Source organism: Cellulomonas palmilytica (genome assembly GCF_021590045.1).
GTDB classification, from domain to species: Bacteria; Actinomycetota; Actinomycetes; order Actinomycetales; family Cellulomonadaceae; genus Cellulomonas; species Cellulomonas palmilytica.
The window spans coordinates 3,260,952-3,277,248 of the sequence record NZ_CP062221.1; the positions used below are offsets into that span (position 1 = coordinate 3,260,952).

Here is a 16,297-nt window from a genome sequence, read left to right on the forward strand (position 1 = left end):
ATTCTGTCGTCCCGTACCCTCGGGGACGGCCCGCACGCGCTCACCCGAGGGACGATGAGACCACCGAAGCACCTGCTCTACCTCGCGTGGGGCTTCCCGCCGTCGCGCGCGGGCGGCGTGTACCGCGCGCTCGCGACCGTCAACGCGTTCGCCGCTGCGGGCTGGGACGTCACGGTCGTCACCGCGAGCCGCGAGACGTTCGAGCGGTACACGGGCGCCGACACCTCGCTCGAGGCGCTCGTCGACCCCCGCGTCACGGTGCGGCGCATCGGGTTCGACTGGCCCGCGCAGGACACGGACATCCGCCGGTACCCGGCGCTGCGCGTCGCGCTGCCTCCCGTGTGGGCGCGGCTGCGCCGCCTCGCCGACGAGGTCCCGTTCCCCGAGGCGTCGTACGGGCCGTGGCGCGCGCCCCTGGCCGCGGCCGCGCGCGCGGTGCACGACGAGCACGCGGTGGACCTGACCCTCGCGACCGCGAACCCCCACGTGACGTTCGCCGCGGCGCACGACCTGTTCCGCACCGCGGGCGTCCCGTACGTCATGGACTACCGCGACGCGTGGCGGCTCGACGTGTTCTCGGGCGCGACGACCGCGTCGCCGCGTTCCCGGGTCGGCCGGTGGGAGCGCCGGCTGGTCGCCGACGCTCGCGAGGTGTGGTTCGTCAACGAGCCGATCCGCGCGTGGCACCAGGAGCGCTACCCGGACGCCGCGGCCCGCATGCACGTCGTCGCGAACGGCTGGGACCCCGGGCTGCTCGAGGTGCCCCTCGCGCGCACGCCCCACCCGGGCCCCGGCCTGCGGCTCGCGTACCTCGGCACGGTGACGCCCAAGGTGCCGCTGACCGAGCTGCTCGCGGGCTGGCGCCTCGCCCTGGCCGACGGCCGCCTGCCGGCGGGGTCCACACTCACGCTCGGCGGCCACCTCGGGTACTTCGCCGTGCCGCAGGGCACGCTCGCGCAGGCCGTCGCCGACGCCGCGGCCGACGGCGTGCGCTACGTCGGGCCCGTCGCGAAGGCCGAGGTCTCGCGGTTCTACGCGGACGCGGACGCGCTCGTGCTCGCGCTCGGGTCCGGGCGGTACGTCTCCAGCGGGAAGGTCTACGAGTACGTCGCCGCCGGACGGCCGGTCGTCGCGGTCCACGACCCGCGCAACGCGACCACCGACGTCCTCGCCGAGCACCCGCTGGTCGCGCGCGTCGCCGCGGTCACGCCCGACGAGGTCGCGCGCGCGCTCGGCGAGGTCCCCGCGCTCGTCGCGGCGGCCCCGGCCCACGCCGACGAGCTCGCGCGCCTGGCGCTCGCGTACCGCCGCGACGCCCAGCTCGCCCCGCGCGTCACCGCGCTCGGCGCCGCCGTCGGGCAGGAGGTCGCATGAGCACGCGCACCGTCCTCGTGGTCGCCGCCGCCGGGACCTCGGACCAGGCGGTCGACTCCCTGGCCGCTCCCCTGCGGGACGCGGGCGCCGAGCTCACGGTCGTCGACCTGCGCCCGCGACGGGGTGCCGCCGCGGGCGGACGCGTCGCCCGCGCGCTGGCGGCCACCACGGCGTCCTGGGCCGCGGCCCGCCGCGTCTCGGCGTCCGACCGGGCCGCGCTGCGCGACGCCGCGCTCGTCGTCGCCGCCGACCGCGAGGCGGTCCCCGCGGTGTGGCGCGCGCGCCGCACCAACCGCACCGCGCAGCTCGTCAACGGCCTGCCCGCGGCGCTGCGCTCCCTCGGCGCCACCTGACGTCGGACCGAGGGAGCCCAGCGCGCGTCAGAACTGCGCCTTGGTGTACGCGAGCGTGTAGTCGCCGATCGGGACGATGAGGTCCAGCACATAGGTCGTGGGAAGCACCTGGTCGAGGATGTAGCCCTTGAACGTCAGCCGCGCCTTCGCGGGTGCGCCCTTCGCCGCGACCGGCTTGGTGATCGACAGCTTCTTGTCGTGAACCCCGTACACGCCGCCGATCTGCGCGTTCGACACCTTCGTGATCGACGCCGACCTGACCCAGGGGTCCGACAGCGAGGCATAGGTGTACTGCACAAGAATGCAGGTGCCCGTTCCGGGAGTCGCGCGTCGAAGCCGCACCGCGTCTCACGAACAGCAGCCCAGAGCCCGCGGTCTGCACGGGCTTACTTCGCGACGGCCGCGGGTGCGCTCTTGAGCAGGCTCGCGATCGCGTCGGCGAACGCCGCCAGGTCGTCCTCCGCGACGTAGGACCGACCCGCGGTCTCCGCCGCCGCGCGGGCACGGGCGAACAGGTGGGCATCGGACTCCCAGGCCCGCAGCGCGTCGGCCGCCCCGGCCGCGTCGTCGACCACGACACCCGCGCCGCTCCCGCGCACGACGCGCGAGCTGCGCGGCAGGTCCGTCGCGACGACCGCGAGACCGCACGCGAGGTACTCGTAGAGCTTGCTGGGGATCGCGTCGCGGAACGCCGGCGTCTGGTCGAGCAGCAGCAGCCCGACCCACGCGCCGCGCGCGAGCGTCCACGCCTCCCGCGGAGGCTGACGGCCGTGCCACCGCACGCGGTCCGCGAGCACGGGCGAGGCGAGCCGCTCGAGGAACGCCTCACGGTCCGCGGGGGCGATCGGCCCGACGAGGTCGAGCTCCCACCCGGGCGCCGCCTCGAGCGCGTCGAGCATCGCGAACAGCCCACGGCTGCGCCGCAGGTCCCCGACGTACAGCGCGCGCGGCGTGGGCCCGGGCGGCGTGGGCCCGGGCAGCATCGACGTGTCGGCGAGGTTGCGCACGACGAGGCGCCGGTCGACGTCCGTCATGAGGTGCTGGTCGGCGACGACGAGCAGGTCCGCGCGCCGCGCGGCGCGGATGCCGAGGCGCGCCCAGACCGACGCGAGCGCACCGCGCACGCCGGACGCCCACGGCCGGTCCTGCAGCAGCAGCTCGTAGTCCTCGTGCACGTCGGTGACGATCGCGATCCGGCGGCCCGTGAGCCGGCGGACGCCGCGCGCGAACCACACGCCCGCCGCGGAGTCCGGGTCGAGCGCGACGACCACGTCGCCTCTGGCCCGCAACGGCAGCGTGAGCGCGTGCCACGACCGGCGCAGTCCCCCGCCGCGACGCCACGAGCGCGTGGCGGCCTCGGGCGGCCCGGCGACGGCCCGGCCCAGGCCGAGCACCTCGACCTCGAGACCGCGGCGGCTGAGCGCCGCGACCTCGCGGTGCAGGCGCGCGTCCGCGACGTCGTGGCCCGACGTCACGATGCTCACCTGCGGCCTCATCGCGCGCACCCGCTCAGAAGTCTTCGAGCGTGAACGCGGTCTCGCCGACCTCGAGGAACTTCGTGTACGCGGCGCCGCACTCCTCCGGGGTGCCGCGCATCATGAGCTTGCCCTTGTGGATCCAGATCGCGTCGTTGCACAGCTGGCGGATCGAGCCGAGCGAGTGCGAGACGAGGAACATCGCGCGCGCCGAGGACATGAGCTCGTCCATCTTCGCGGCGGCCTTGTTCTTGAACTTCGCGTCACCCGCGGACAGCGCCTCGTCGATCAGCAGGATGTCGGGCTCCATGTGGACCGACACCGCGAACGCGAGCCGCTGGGACATGCCCGACGAGTACGTGCGCATCGGCATGTCCATGAACTCGCCGATCTCGGCGAAGTCGGCGATCTCGTCCGCCCGCTCCGCGACCTGCTCGCGTGTCAGCCCCTGCGCGAGCCCGCCGAGCACGACGTTCTCGCGCCCGGTGAGCGCGGAGTTGAAGCCGACGCCGAGCGACAGCAGCGAGCTGATCTTGCCGCGCACCTCGATGCGGCCCGACGTGGGCGGCAGGACACCTGCGAGGGCCCGCATGAGCGTCGACTTGCCCGCGCCGTTCGCGCCGAGGATGCCGAGCGCCGTGCCGACCGGGACGTCGAACGACATGTTCTGGATCGCCTCGACCTCGCGCACCGCGCGCTCGCCGCGGCCGAACCGGACCAGGGCGCTCTTGAGCGTCGGGACCTTCTCGAACGTCGTGCGGTACGTGATCGACACGTCCTGCACGCTGACCGCGGGCGGGACGCTCATGTCGACCTGGTACTTGCGCTCAATGCGCGGCTCCGTCTTGGCCGCCGGCTTCTTGGGTGCGGGCTTCTTGGCGGCCTTGGGCTTCGCAGCGGGCTTGGCGGCGGGCTGGGCGGCGGGCTCGTCGGCAGCGGGTGCGTCGGCCACGGCCTTCCCGGTGGCTGCGGCCTCCTGCGCCGTACCCTCCTGCGCGGGCGCGTCGGGGGCGGACGGCGCCGCGGGCGCGTCGGGCTGCTGCGGGGCAGCCGGCTGCGCGGGCGCGGTCGCGCCCGTCCCGGTGCCGGACGGTCGTCGGGAGTCGCCCGACGTGCTCACCTCAGAGGCGGACAGCGAACTCACGCTCCCTCGACATGAAGAACAGGCTCCCGACGACGGCGATGCCCACGGACCAGCAGGCCGAGACGACCCAGAACGTCGGGGAGGGGATCGTCCCCTCGAGGACCAGCTCGGTCCATCCGCCGACCATCGTGAACAGCGGGTTGCCGTACAGCAGGAGGTCGGCGAACCTCTCGAACTTGCCGGTCTGGACGCTGTCGACGGTCCAGATGATCGGCGACATGTACAGCCAGATGCGCGTGAAGAACGGCAGGAAGCTCGACGTGTCGCGGAAGTAGACCTGGAGCGTGGCGAGGATCGACGCGATGCCGATCGAGAAGATCACCATGAAGCCCAGGAAGACGAGGCCGAGGAGCATCTGCGGCCCCCACTCCTCGTCCGTGAAGGCCTTCATGACGAGGACCACCGGCAGCGTCGGCAGGAACCGGAAGAACGCGGTGCGCACCGCGGACATCGGCATGAGCAGGCGCGGGAACGCCATGTTCATGATGAGCCGGCCGCCGCCCGTCACCGAGCTCGCACCTGCCGACATCGAGCCCGACACGAGGTGGAAGACGAACAGCCCGCTGACGATGTGCGCGAGCACGTCGATGCCGCCCCTGCCGCCGATGATGACGACGAGCAGGAAGTACACGAACGACATGAGCAGCGGGTTGATGATCAGCCAGAGCTGCCCGAACACCGTCTGCGAGTGCGCCGCGCGGATGCTGGCCTTCGACGACTCGGCCGCGAACGGCAGTCGCGCGCGCAGGTCGCGGAAGTACGGTCCGAACCTCGGCAGGCCCGCCCGGTGGGGCGAGTAGACCTGCAGGTCCGCGTCGGCGTCGCGCACGACGTCCTTGGTCGACATGTGGTGGTCAGTCCTCCGTCACGTGACGGTCAGGCCCCGGGCCGTCGGTCCGGGCCGGACGGGGCGCATTCGCCGCAACAGGATAGACGACACCCGTCGTCGTCCCCGACGGAGCGGACGAGTCGCCCACCGCACGCGGGGGCGTCGGCGCCGCCCCGCGCGGCAGGCCGCGCAGGAAGCCGGAGCCCCACGCGAGGTGCATGGTCGCGACCACGCCGGGCAGCCGCCGGCGTGCGGCCGGGGGCAGGTCACGGCCGACGAGCGCGGCGCCGGCGACCACGGCCGCGGCGTACCCCACGGGTGCCGCGGCGCCGACGAGGAGCCAGCGCGGGCCGGTGGTCGCGCCGACGACCGCGAGCACGGTGCCCAGCGCGATCCCTGCGACCGCGGCGGGCGGTGCGAGGTAGCGCAGCCCCGCGGTCTGCGGGTGGTGCCTCATCACCTGACGTCGCCACTGGCCCGTGCGGAAGAACTGCCGCGCGAGCGCGCGCACGTCCCCGCGCGGCCGGTAGGTCACGCCGAGGTCGGGCACGAACCACACGACCTCGCCGGCCTCGCGCAGCCGGTGGTTGAGCTCCCAGTCCTGCGCACGCACGAAGTGCTCGTCGTACCCGCCGACGCGCTCGAGCGCGTCGCGCCGGAACACCCCCAGGTACACGGTCGGCGCGGGCCCGGGCTCACCGCCGGTGTGGAACGCGGCCGAGCCGATGCCGAGCGGGCTGCTCATCGCGCGCGCGACCGCCTCCTCGAACGGCGTGGTCCCGACCGGGACCATGCGCCCGCCGACGTTCGCGGCCCCCGTCTCGACCAGCGCGTGCACCGCGCGTCGCACGTAGTCGGGCTCGAGCTCGCTGTGCCCGTCGACGCGTACGAGCACGTCGTGCCGCGCGGCGGCGACCGCGAGGTTGAGCCCGTCGGGCGTGCGGCCGGTCGGGTTGTCGATCACGCGGACGCGCGCGTCCCGCCGCGCGAGCGCGTGGGCGATCTCCAGCGTGCGGTCGTGGCTCGGCCCGACGGCGAGGACGACCTCGAGCTCGCCCGCGTAGTCCTGGCCCAGGACCCGCTCGATCGCGGCCGCCAGGTGCCGTTCCTCGTCGCGGACCGTGAGGAACACGGAGACCGGAGGCAGGTGGCTGGTGCCGTCGGGCTCCGACGGGCTCATCGCGGGGGACATCGCCGACAAGGCTAGCCCAGGCAACGATGTGGGAAGGCTCGCGCGGCGTCCACGACAGGGCGATGCGCGTCGGTTGCCCGCGCGCGCCGTGCCGGTCGTCGGCCGGTCGTCGGCCGGTCGTCGGCCGGTAGTCGGCCGGTCGTCGGCAGGTCGTCGGACGGTCGTCGGACGGCCGTCCGGGGCGCGGTTCGCCGGCAGCTCGCGAACCCGCGGCGACGGTCGGCCCGGGCACTCGTCGCGGACCCCGGTTCCAGCGCTGTGACCTGCGATGTCACCCGTTCACAGCGCGTGCGGCTTTCTCCACAATCTCTCCACCGGGCGCCTGCGAGCGCTCCCCCTCTCACGCCGAGGTGGCTCCCTAGGATCAACCGCGTGACCAGCAACCCTGCCTCCTCGGCCCGCCACGCCTCCGCGGCGCGCCCGACGACCGTGCGCCACGCCCGTCACCACCGCACCGCCCGCATCCTGCGCGGTACCGCGCTGGTGACGGTGGGTCTCCTCGCGTTCGGCGGCACCGCCGCCTACGCCGTCTACGCCCGTCTCAACGGGAACATCAACCACGTCGACGTGTCGGGCCTCATCGGCCCGCGCCCGACCGGCGGCACCGAGGTCGGCGAGGACCCGAACGCCGGCAAGGACGTCAACGTCCTCCTGATCGGCTCGGACTCGCGCGAGGGCGTCAACGGCGAGATCGGCGGTGACGTCGCGGGCGGCATGCGCTCCGACACGACGATCGTCATGCACATCTCGGCGGACCGGGACCGGGTGGAGATGGTCTCCATCCCGCGCGACTCGATGGTCGAGATCCCCACGTGCCAGACCACGAAGGGCGAGACGCGCTCGAGCAGCTACGCGATGTTCAACGAGTCGTTCGCGCGCGGCTGGGACACCGGCCTGGACCTGGAGTCGGCGGCCGCGTGCACGTGGCGGACGGTCGAGGCGAACACGGGCATCACGATCGACGACTTCATGCTGGTCGACTTCGCGGGCTTCCAGACGATGGTCGACGCGATCGGCGGCGTCCAGATCTGCATCCCGCAGGACATGGACGACCGCAAGGCGAAGCTGCACGTCACGGCCGGCGAGAAGACGCTGGACGGCAAGACCGCGCTCGCGTTCGCACGCTCGCGGCACAGCCAGGCGAGCGACGGCTCGGACATCGGCCGCATCGGCAACCAGCAGCGCCTGCTCGCCGCGATGGCCTCGCAGACGCTGTCGAAGAACGTCCTGACCGACTGGACGGACCTGCTCGGCCTGCTCAACGCCGCGACCAAGTCGCTCACGACGTCGATGCGGACTCCCGACATGGCCGGGCTCGCCTACAGCGCTCGGAGCATCCGCACTGGCAACATCACCTTCATGACGATCCCGTGGGGTGCGGCACCCGACGACAAGAACCGCGTGGTGTGGACCGACGAGGCCGACATCATCTGGTCGAACATCGCCTCGGACACGCCGCTGCTCACGGGCACGTCGCAGGACCCCGGCGCCAAGGCGACCCAGGAGCCGACCGCGACCGCGACGCCCACGCAGGGCGAGTCCGCGAAGCCGACGAAGGCGCCGACGCCGAAGGCCACCCGCAAGGCCGGCCGTGAGGCGTTCACCCTCGACGACAACACGGGCAGCTGCTGAGCATGGCGCGCGACGAGCGGGGGACGCCACCCAGCTTCGCCCCGGGGGCCGGCGGGAGCCGGCCCTCGGGCGAGGACGCGGTCGTCGTCGGCTCGTCGAGGAAGCCCGGTGCGGCTCCCCGCGCTGCGAGCAGCACACGTCCGACCACCCCGCGGGGCGGGGGCGCTCCCCCGTCGTTCACCCCCGGCGACGAGATCGCGGGCGCCGCGGCGCCGCGGCGCACGACGGGGCAGCCCCTGGGCGCGGCGACGCGCTCCGCGACGTCGGCCGGCCGGCCGGCGGCGGGTCGACCCACCGCGCGCCCGCCGGCCCGGCCCTCGGGTGCGGGGGGTCGTGGTCCGGGCGGTCCCGCTCGTCCGGCCGGAGCCACGGTCGACGGCGACGACCGGGCGTCTGCCCGGCCGCGCCGCCGCCGGCGGATCGCCCTCGCCGTCGTCGCGCTCGTGCTGGTCCTCCTGCTCGCGTGGCCCATCGGCCTGCTCGTGTGGGCGAACGGCAATATCCAGCGGACCGAGGCGCTCTCGGGTGCGGACGGCACGCCGGGCACCACCTACCTCATCACCGGCTCCGACTCGCGCGCCGACGGCGGCGTCAAGGACGACGGCACGCAGGGTCAGCGCTCGGACACGATCCTCGTGCTGCACGTGCCCGACAGCGGCCCGACCGCGCTCATCTCGCTGCCGCGCGACACGTACGTCGAGATCCCGGGACACGACCCGAACAAGATCAACGCGGCGTTCGCGTTCGGCGGCGCGCCGCTGCTCGTCGAGACGGTCGAGCAGCTCACGGGGCTCACGGTCGACCACTACGCCGAGATCGGCATGGCGGGCGTCAAGGACGTCGTCGACGCGGTCGGCGGCGTGCGCCTGTGCTACGACCGCGACGTCGACGACCGCGACTCGCACATGAAGTGGTCCGCGGGCTGCCACTCCGTCGGCGGCCAGAAGGCGCTCCAGTTCGCCCGCATGCGCAAGGCGGACCCGCTCGGCGACATCGGCCGCGCGCAACGTCAGCGCCAGCTCGTCGGCGCGGTGCTCGAGAAGGTCGACCCGAAGTCGCTCGCGCTGCACCCCTCGCAGCAGGTCTCGCTCGCGTCCGCCGCGACGGGCGCGCTGACGGTCGACGAGTCGAGCGACATCGTCGACCTCGCGCGGCTGGCCCTCGCGTTCAAGGCCGCCAACGGCAAGGGTGGCATCACGGGGACGCCGCCCATCGCGAGCATGGACTACCGCCCCGGCGGGGTCGGGTCGACGGTCCAGCTCGACCCGGACAAGACCCCCGCGTTCTGGGTCGCGATCCGCGACGGGAAGCTGGAGCCCGGGACCGTCGGGGACGACTGACCCGAGCGCCCTACCGGGACCGTGGGCGCGTCAGTCGCGGGCCGCGGTCACGATGCCGGCACCGACGGTGCGCAGCGTCGACTCGTCCACCAGGATGAACGACCCGGTCTCGCGGTTGAGCTCGTACTGGTCCACGAGCACGGGCGCGGCGGTGCGCAGCCGCACCCGACCGATGTCGTTGAGCTCCAGGCTCTCGGCGCCCGGGTCGCGGTGCAGCGTGTTGATGTCGATGCGGTAGTCGACGCCCGTGACCTTCGCGCGCGTCGAGCGCGTCGTGTGCTTGAGCCCGTAGACCACGCCGGGCCGCAGCGGTGCGCTCTCGTCCATCCAGCACACCTGCACGTCGAGGTCCTGCGTCGCGTGAGGCGTGTTCGCGGGGCGGCACAGCATGTCGCCGCGGCTGATGTCGAGCTCGTCGGCGAGCCGCACGACGACCGACATGGGCGGGAACGCGACGTCCACGGGCTCACCGGCCTGCTCGATCGACGCGATCGTCGAGGTGAACCCGCTGGGCAGCACGACGACGGGGTCGCCCGCCCGCAGGACGCCGCTCGCGACCCGACCCGCGTACCCGCGGTAGTCCCGCGCGGAGGTCGACTGCGGGCGGATGACGTACTGCACGGGGAAGCGCACGTCGATGAGGTTGCGGTCGCTCGCGACGTGCAGGTGCTCGAGGTGGCCGAGCAGGGTCGCGCCGTCGTACCAGGGCGTGTGGACGCTGCGGTCGACGACGTTGTCGCCGAGCAGCGCGGACACCGGGATGAACGTCAGGTCGTGCGTGCGCAGGCGCGCCGCGAAGTCCGCGAAGTCGGCGCGGATCTCGTCGAACACGTCCTGCGACCAGTCGACGAGGTCCATCTTGTTGACGCACACGACGAGGTGCGGCACGCCCAGCAGGGTCGCGAGGAACGCGTGCCGGCGGCTCTGCTCCGTCATGCCCTTGCGCGCGTCGACGAGGATGAGCGCCGCGTCCGCGGTCGACGCGCCCGTGACCATGTTCCGCGTGTACTGGATGTGCCCCGGGGTGTCCGCGATGATGAACTTGCGCCGCGGCGTGGAGAAGTAGCGGTACGCGACGTCGATCGTGATGCCCTGCTCGCGCTCGGCCCGCAGGCCGTCGGTGAGCAGCGCGAGGTCGGTGTAGTCGTCGCCCCGGTCGGCGCTGACGCGCTCGACCGCCTCCACCTGGTCGGTGAACAGCGACTTGCTGTCGTACAGCAGGCGGCCGATCAGCGTCGACTTGCCGTCGTCGACCGAGCCGGCCGTCGCGAACCTCAGCAGATCGCTCATGTCTAGAAGTACCCCTCGCGCTTGCGGTCCTCCATCGCGGCCTCGCTCACCCGGTCGTCGCCGCGCGTGGCGCCGCGCTCGGTGAGCCGGGCGGCCGCGATCTCGTCGATCACGTCCTGCACCGTCGCGGCGGTCGACTCGACCGCCGCGGTGAGGTTCGCGTCGCCCATCGTGCGGTAGCGCACGCTACGACGCGTGACCGTCTCCCCCGGTCGGGGCTCGACGAACGCGTTGACGGCGTAGAGCATCCCGTCGCGCTCGACGACGTCCCGCTGCGCGGCGAGGTAGAGATCGGGGATCTCGATGTCCTCCGCGCCGATGTACGACCAGATGTCGAGCTCGGTCCAGTTGGACAGCGGGAACACCCGGATCGACTCCCCCGGGTGCACGCGGCCGTTGTAGAGCGACCACAGCTCGGGACGCTGGTTCTTCGGGTCCCACTGGCCGAACTCGTCGCGGAACGAGAACACGCGCTCCTTGGCCCGCGCCTTCTCCTCGTCGCGCCGCGCGCCGCCGAACAGCGCGTCGAAGCCGTTGCGCTCCGCGGCCTCGAGCAGGACCGGCGTCTGGATGCGGTTGCGCGAGCCGCCCTTCTCCTCGCGGACGAGCCCGCGGTCGATCGCGTCCTGCACGGACGCGACGACGAGGCGCAGGCCGAGCCGCTCGACGGTCGCGTCGCGGAACGCGACGACCTCGTCGAAGTTCAGGCCCGTGTCGACGTGCATCACGGGGAACGGGATCCGCGCGGGCGCGAACGCCTTCACCGCCAGGTGCAGCATGACGATCGAGTCCTTGCCGCCCGAGAACAGCAGGCAGGGCTTGCGCATCTCGGCCGCGACCTCGCGCATCACGTGGATGCTCTCGGACTCGAGAGCCTCGAGGTGGCTCAGCTGGTACTGCGGTCGGGTCGTGGTCACGAGACCCCATCCTCCCGGGTCGACGCCTGGGGGCGTGCATCCGCCGCGACGAGCGCCTGCGCCTTCGCGACGAGGTCCAGCAGCTCGGCGCTGCGTCCGGGCTCGCACACCAGCAGGTCGGGCAGCCACGGGTCGCGCCGGTTGTACTCGAGCGCGCGGCCGTCCACGCGCGAGCAGTGCAGCCCCGCGGCGGTCGCGACCGCGACCGGCGCGGCCGAGTCCCACTCGTACTGGCCGCCCGCGTGGACGTACGCGTCGGTCTCGCCCGTCACGACGGACGCGACCTTGACGCCCGCCGAGCCCATGGGCACGAGCTCCACGTCCGCCAGGGTCGCGAGCGCGCCGACGAGCGCCGGCGGACGCGACCTGCTGACGGCGAGCCGCAGCGGGCCGTCGTGCCGGGCGGGCCGTGCGGCGGGTGCGTCGGTCCGCAGCACGACGCCTCGGCCGGGCAGCGCGACCGCGCCCGCGACGAGCCCGTGGCCCCGCTGCCAGAGCGCGACGTGCACCGCCCAGTCGTCGCGCCACGAGCCGTCGTCGTGCCGCTCGGCGTACTCGCGCGTGCCGTCGAGCGGGTCGACGACCCACACGCGCTCCGCGTCCAGCCGGGCGAGGTCGTCGGCCGCCTCCTCCGACAGCACCGCGTCGTACGGCCGCAGGCGCGCGAGCTCGCGCGCGAGGTGGGTCTGGGCCACGGCGTCGCCGCGCGCGCGCAGGTCGGCGACGTCGCCTCGCTCGCGCTCGGCGAGCAGCACCTCGCCCGCTCCCGCCGCGAGCGCGGCGGCCAGCTCGTGGTCGGTCATGCGTCGTCCCTCCGGGAGGTCAGCGTCGTGCGCAGGAGTCGGGCCGCGCCCACGAGCCGCGGCCAGGGTGCGTCGACGACGTCGCCGGGCTCGGCGGTGCGCGGGGGCCGGAGCACGGTCGTCGGCCTGCCGACGACGGCGGCACCCGAGTCCTCGACCCGCTGGACGAGCAGCTCGGCCAGCGCCGCGACCTGCGGCTGCAGGTCCTCCGGGACGCCGAGCGGGACCTCGTCGGGACCCGTGACCCAGCGCGCGAGCGCGGTCCGCACCTGCGCGGGCGTGAGGCCGGACGCGCGGCGGCCGAGCGCGCCGGAGTTGCGCAGGCGGAGCACCGCGGCCTCGCGGTCGCTCAGGGGGCGCGGCGCACGGCCGACGCGGACCACGCCGGTCGGCAGGTCCAGCATGCGCGCGGGCGCGTCGACGAGCAGCGCGCCGTCGGACGGCCGCGGCACGAGGACCGTGACGTCGCCCGCGCCCACGCGGCGCGACCAGACGCCGAGCAGGTCCTCGCCGTCCGCCGCCGCGACCGGCACGCTCCCCGGCCCGCCCGCGGCGAGCGCCGCCGCGAGCCAGGACCGCAGCGTCCGCGTCCCGCCCGCGAGCAGGTGGTCGGCGTAGCAGCCGAGCAGCACGTCGCCCAGCGGGCGCAGCGTCACCAGCACGCGCGCTCCGCGCAGGTCCGCGTCGCGCACCGCGCCCGGGTCCAGCGCCCAGGCGTCGTCGCTCACGAACGTGCGTCGACCCGCGGCGGGCTCGTCGGACGTGAGGTCCACCCCGTGGGCGCGCAGCACGTCGGCGGACCGGGCGAACGCGGCGCGCAGGCGCTGCCCGCCCGCGTGCGGCGGCCCGACGTGGACGAGGCGACCGGACTCGGGCACGAGCCGCACCCCGTCGAGCCGGTGGCGGCGCTCACGGCCCGCCTGCGCGTCGGCGACGACCGTCTCCGCGCGCTCGAGCAGGCTCGCGAGCGCGATCGCGGCGACGTCCATCGGGACGCTCGCCGTCGTGTTCGACGCGGGCAGGTCCGACGGCACGCGCGACAGCTCGTCGAGCGATCCGACGACGCGCACGCCGGACGCGCGGACCTCGTCCGCGACGCGGCGGCCGAGCTCGGCGACGCCCTCGGCGAGCGGCGCCGGGACCGTCGGGCGCGGCGTGCCGGCGGGCGGCACCCAGTCGTGCAGCATGCGCGTCACGGGGCCGCGGTAGAGCAGGGCACGACGGCGCGCGGCGGGCACGCGCATGCCGCGCGTGCGGACGTTGAGCCGCCGCACGACCTCGCTCTCGGGCAGGGTCATGCCGCGGTTGCGCTCGCTCACCGCGAGAGTCCCCGCCGGGATCGCGAGCAGCTGCTCGAACACCGAGAACAGGCGCTCCGGTGCGGAGCGCTGCAGCACCACCACCGTGACGTCCTCCGGCCCGAAGACCTGCGCCCACCGGTGCGTGAGCCAGGAGCCGTCCGTGCGGTGGAACGTGCGCACACGCTCCGGCCGGCGCAGGCGCGCCGCGAGCCAGTCGTCGAACGCCGTGGGCTCGCCGTTGCGGACGGCCTGCTGCCACATCGACGGCAGGAACCCGCCCATGTCGCGCAGCGTGAGGACGACGTGCGAGCGCGGGCCGACGAGCTCGCGCACGCGTCGCGCCTCGTCGAGGTCGGCCCACGTGAGCTCCTCCGAGCTCAGCAGCACGCGGCTCGTCGTGTCCGCCTCGAGCGCCGCCCGCAGGTCGCCGAGCCGGTGCTGCCCGGCCGACTGCGTCTCGGCGCTCGCCCACCCGAACAGCGCGCGGAACGCGAGCGCGTGGTTGACGTCCGTGCCCGGGTACTGCACGCCGCACGCCTGCAGCTGCTCACGCTGGTCGTGGAACGCGCCCTGCACCGACGAGGTGCCCGTCTTGTGCGCACCGATGTGCACGAGCCGCGTGCCCTCCGGCAGCGGCTCGAGGGTGAGGTCAGCCACGGGCCACCTCCGCGCGGGCCTCGTCGACGAGCGCGATCGCGCGCTCGAACACCCCCGCGAGCAGGTCACCGACGAGCGCGGCGTCGACCTCGTCGGTCGCGCCCGTCGCGGCGGGGTCGCGCGGCGCGAGCCGCAGCACGTCGGCGACGACGTCCGCGCGGAGCCGCTCACGCAACGAGCCGGGCTCGCCCACGGGGAGCGCCTGGTTGACGCGGCGGACGAGCTCGAGCGCGGGTGCCGACGCCGGGAGGTCGTCGGACGCGACGTCGTCGGAGGTGACACAGGCCTCCCCGACCGACCCCGCCGACCCGACCGACCCGGAGGACCACGCCTCGAACGTGCGCGCCTCGCCGGCGAGCACGGCACGCACCCAGGCGCGGCGGGCCACGGACTCCTCCGCGAGGGCCTCGCCGGCGACCGGGTCCACCGCGACGGGCTCCTCGGTGAGCCGCGCGGCGCCCTTCGCGTCGTCGTGCTGGTGGTGACCTGCGGTGATGTCAGAACGTTCGGGGGACGTCAGTGCACTGCCTCTCGTCACGGCCCGGCGCACGCGGACCGATGTGCTCGCGGCACCCTCGGGGGACGCCGGTGGACCGGCAGCGGGTACCGACCCATACGGTAGCGTTCAGCCTCGGCCGGGCCGCGCCACGTCTCGTCGTGCCCGGGACCGAAATCCTCAGGAGGACATCCCCCATGGGTCGACTGCGATCGACAGCTGGCCGCGCCAAGCGCTCCCTCAAGCGGAGGGTGCGCAACGTCGTCGCGCCGGGCGTCGCCTCGGACGCCAAGAAGGCCAGCAAGGCCGCGCGCGACGCCGCGGCCTCCGCCGACCTCGCGGAGAGCGCGCTCGCCGAGGTGCGCCGCATCGCGGGCGGCCTGCCCGGCGGCGTCGCCGCCGCGGCTGCCCGCCCCACGACCGCGAAGGTCGCGGGCCGCAAGCCCGTCGTCGGGCTCGCCGGGTTCTTCGGCGACGGCAACTACGGCGACGAGCTGTTCCTCGAGGTGTTCAAGCAGCACCTCGGCCCGCACTTCGAGCTCAAGGTCCTCGCGGACCTGCCGACCTCGCCGTACTTCTCGCGGGACGTCAAGGACGTCGTCGCGGACGTGGACGCGATCGTCATCGGCGGCGGCGACATCCTGCAGCCGTGGAACCAGGACCCGCGCTACTTCAACCACGCGTTCCTGGCCAAGCCGGTGTTCGTCGTCGGCATCGGCGTGCCCCAGTACACGGGCCCCAACGCGCCCGAGGAGAAGGAGCACATCGTCGCGCGGCACCGCCGGTTCATGGCGCACCCGAACGTGCGCCGCATCGGTGTGCGTGACGACCAGGCCGCGCTGTGGATCCGCGAGCGGCTCGACCCGCCGGGCGAGATCCTCGTGGCGCCGGACATCGTCTCGAGCCTCGACCTGCCGCCCGCGACGAAGCCCGAGGGCGCGCCGATCCTCGGCGTCGTGACGCGCTTCCGCCCCAACCGCGCGAAGCCCGACGACTACTCCGAGGTCGTCAAGCTCGCGCAGCACGTGTCCGAGCAGGGCTGGCGCGTGCGCCAGATCATCCTGGGCACGAACAACGTAGGCAAGCGCGACCTGGCGAACGCCGAGGACTTCGTGTTCGAGGGCAAGGAGGTCGTCTACTCCGAGGACCTCGACGACCTGTCGCGCGCGATCGGCGAGTGCACGACGCTCGCGTCGATGAAGTTCCACGGCACGGTGGTCGCGACGATGTACGGCGTGCCGTCGATCGTCATGATCCCGACGAACAAGAACATCAACTTCATGCACCGCATCGGGCTCGACGCGCTCGTCTCGAGCTTCGACTCCCCGAAGCTGATCGAGAAGTTCGAGGGCCGGCCGGAGGTCGCCCCCGCGGACCTCGCGCGGATCCGCCGTCAGGCGACCGAGCACATGCGCGGCCTCGCGAACGCGATCGCCGAGGCGGTCGTCGCGCGCTGACGCCCGCACCCGCAACCCCGCAGCGGGGGTCGACGCC

15 protein-coding genes are annotated in these 16,297 nt (G+C 74.1%); 5 read left to right on the top strand and 10 right to left on the bottom strand.

Annotated features, from left to right (window positions below; translation table 11 throughout):
* Positions 1–54: 54 nt before the first annotated feature.
* Both F1D97_RS14740 and F1D97_RS14745 read left to right on the top strand, forming a co-directional pair.
* On the top strand, positions 55–1,374 hold the full coding sequence (locus F1D97_RS14740) for a glycosyltransferase (protein WP_236121255.1): 1,320 nt from the start codon (positions 55–57) through the stop codon (positions 1,372–1,374).
* Positions 1,371–1,727, top strand: coding sequence for a hypothetical protein (locus tag F1D97_RS14745; protein ID WP_236121256.1), 357 nt, complete (start codon positions 1,371–1,373; stop codon positions 1,725–1,727). Before F1D97_RS14740 ends, F1D97_RS14745 begins: the two co-directional genes overlap by 4 nt.
* A gap of 27 nt (positions 1,728–1,754) precedes the next feature.
* Here the strand turns inward: F1D97_RS14745 and F1D97_RS14750 are convergent, their stop codons facing one another.
* From F1D97_RS14750 to F1D97_RS14770, 5 genes are all read right to left on the bottom strand, one after another.
* On the bottom strand, positions 1,755–2,024 hold the full coding sequence (locus F1D97_RS14750) for a hypothetical protein (RefSeq protein ID WP_236121257.1): 270 nt from the start codon (positions 2,022–2,024) through the stop codon (positions 1,755–1,757).
* Positions 2,025–2,113: 89 nt separating this feature from the next.
* Positions 2,114–3,211: a glycosyltransferase gene (locus tag F1D97_RS14755; protein ID WP_236121258.1), complete on the bottom strand. Its 1,098-nt coding sequence runs from the start codon at positions 3,209–3,211 to the stop codon at positions 2,114–2,116.
* Between the two features lie 25 nt (positions 3,212–3,236).
* Positions 3,237–4,346: an ABC transporter ATP-binding protein gene (locus F1D97_RS14760; RefSeq protein ID WP_236121259.1), complete on the bottom strand. Its 1,110-nt coding sequence runs from the start codon at positions 4,344–4,346 to the stop codon at positions 3,237–3,239.
* Positions 4,324–5,193, bottom strand: coding sequence for an ABC transporter permease (locus F1D97_RS14765; RefSeq protein WP_236121260.1), 870 nt, complete (start codon positions 5,191–5,193; stop codon positions 4,324–4,326). Before F1D97_RS14765 ends, F1D97_RS14760 begins: the two co-directional genes overlap by 23 nt.
* A 7-nt stretch (positions 5,194–5,200) precedes the next feature.
* Complete coding sequence (locus F1D97_RS14770; RefSeq protein WP_236121261.1) at positions 5,201–6,367, bottom strand: glycosyltransferase family 2 protein; 1,167 nt, start codon at positions 6,365–6,367, stop codon at positions 5,201–5,203.
* Positions 6,368–6,739: 372 nt separating this feature from the next.
* Between F1D97_RS14770 and F1D97_RS14775 the strand changes: the two genes are divergently transcribed.
* A complete protein-coding gene (locus F1D97_RS14775; protein ID WP_236121262.1) occupies positions 6,740–7,999 on the top strand; it encodes an LCP family protein in 1,260 nt (419 codons plus the stop codon).
* A gap of 2 nt (positions 8,000–8,001) precedes the next feature.
* Positions 8,002–9,339, top strand: coding sequence for an LCP family protein (locus F1D97_RS14780; RefSeq protein ID WP_236121263.1), 1,338 nt, complete (start codon positions 8,002–8,004; stop codon positions 9,337–9,339).
* A gap of 30 nt (positions 9,340–9,369) precedes the next feature.
* Here the strand turns inward: F1D97_RS14780 and F1D97_RS14785 are convergent, their stop codons facing one another.
* The 5 genes from F1D97_RS14785 to F1D97_RS14805 are packed head-to-tail and all read right to left on the bottom strand — an operon-like array spanning position 9,370 to position 14,845.
* Positions 9,370–10,629, bottom strand: a complete 1,260-nt coding sequence (locus F1D97_RS14785) for a sulfate adenylyltransferase subunit 1 (protein WP_236121264.1) — start codon at positions 10,627–10,629, stop codon at positions 9,370–9,372.
* A gap of 2 nt (positions 10,630–10,631) precedes the next feature.
* Entirely contained in the window at positions 10,632–11,546 is a 915-nt protein-coding gene (gene cysD, locus F1D97_RS14790) for a sulfate adenylyltransferase subunit CysD (protein WP_317618892.1), read from the bottom strand.
* On the bottom strand, positions 11,543–12,349 hold the full coding sequence (locus F1D97_RS14795; RefSeq protein ID WP_236121265.1) for an inositol monophosphatase family protein: 807 nt from the start codon (positions 12,347–12,349) through the stop codon (positions 11,543–11,545). The genes cysD and F1D97_RS14795 overlap by 4 nt, the downstream gene beginning before the upstream one ends.
* Positions 12,346–14,307: a hypothetical protein gene (locus F1D97_RS14800; protein WP_236121266.1), complete on the bottom strand. Its 1,962-nt coding sequence runs from the start codon at positions 14,305–14,307 to the stop codon at positions 12,346–12,348. Before F1D97_RS14800 ends, F1D97_RS14795 begins: the two co-directional genes overlap by 4 nt.
* Positions 14,300–14,845 carry a hypothetical protein gene (locus tag F1D97_RS14805; protein WP_236121267.1) on the bottom strand — a complete coding sequence of 182 codons (546 nt, stop codon included), beginning with the start codon at positions 14,843–14,845 and terminating at the stop codon, positions 14,300–14,302. The genes F1D97_RS14800 and F1D97_RS14805 overlap by 8 nt, the downstream gene beginning before the upstream one ends.
* Before the next feature lie 155 nt (positions 14,846–15,000).
* Between F1D97_RS14805 and F1D97_RS14810 the strand changes: the two genes are divergently transcribed.
* Positions 15,001–16,260 (top strand): polysaccharide pyruvyl transferase family protein, encoded by a 1,260-nt coding sequence (locus F1D97_RS14810; protein ID WP_236121268.1) that lies wholly within the window; start codon positions 15,001–15,003, stop codon positions 16,258–16,260.
* The last annotated feature ends 37 nt before the right edge of the window (positions 16,261–16,297 follow it).

Excerpts from the sequence above, each read along its gene's own strand:
- F1D97_RS14740 (WP_236121255.1), top strand. The coding sequence starts at position 55 with ATGAGACCACCGAAGCACCTGCTCTACCTCGCGTGGGGCTTCCCGCCG.
- F1D97_RS14745 (WP_236121256.1), top strand. The coding sequence starts at position 1,371 with ATGAGCACGCGCACCGTCCTCGTGGTCGCCGCCGCCGGGACCTCGGAC.
- F1D97_RS14765 (WP_236121260.1), bottom strand. The coding sequence starts at position 5,193 with ATGTCGACCAAGGACGTCGTGCGCGACGCCGACGCGGACCTGCAGGTC.
- F1D97_RS14770 (WP_236121261.1), bottom strand. The coding sequence starts at position 6,367 with ATGTCCCCCGCGATGAGCCCGTCGGAGCCCGACGGCACCAGCCACCTG.
- F1D97_RS14780 (WP_236121263.1), top strand. The coding sequence starts at position 8,002 with ATGGCGCGCGACGAGCGGGGGACGCCACCCAGCTTCGCCCCGGGGGCC.
- F1D97_RS14785 (WP_236121264.1), bottom strand. The coding sequence starts at position 10,629 with ATGAGCGATCTGCTGAGGTTCGCGACGGCCGGCTCGGTCGACGACGGC.
- F1D97_RS14795 (WP_236121265.1), bottom strand. The coding sequence starts at position 12,349 with ATGACCGACCACGAGCTGGCCGCCGCGCTCGCGGCGGGAGCGGGCGAG.
- F1D97_RS14810 (WP_236121268.1), top strand. The coding sequence starts at position 15,001 with ATGGGTCGACTGCGATCGACAGCTGGCCGCGCCAAGCGCTCCCTCAAG.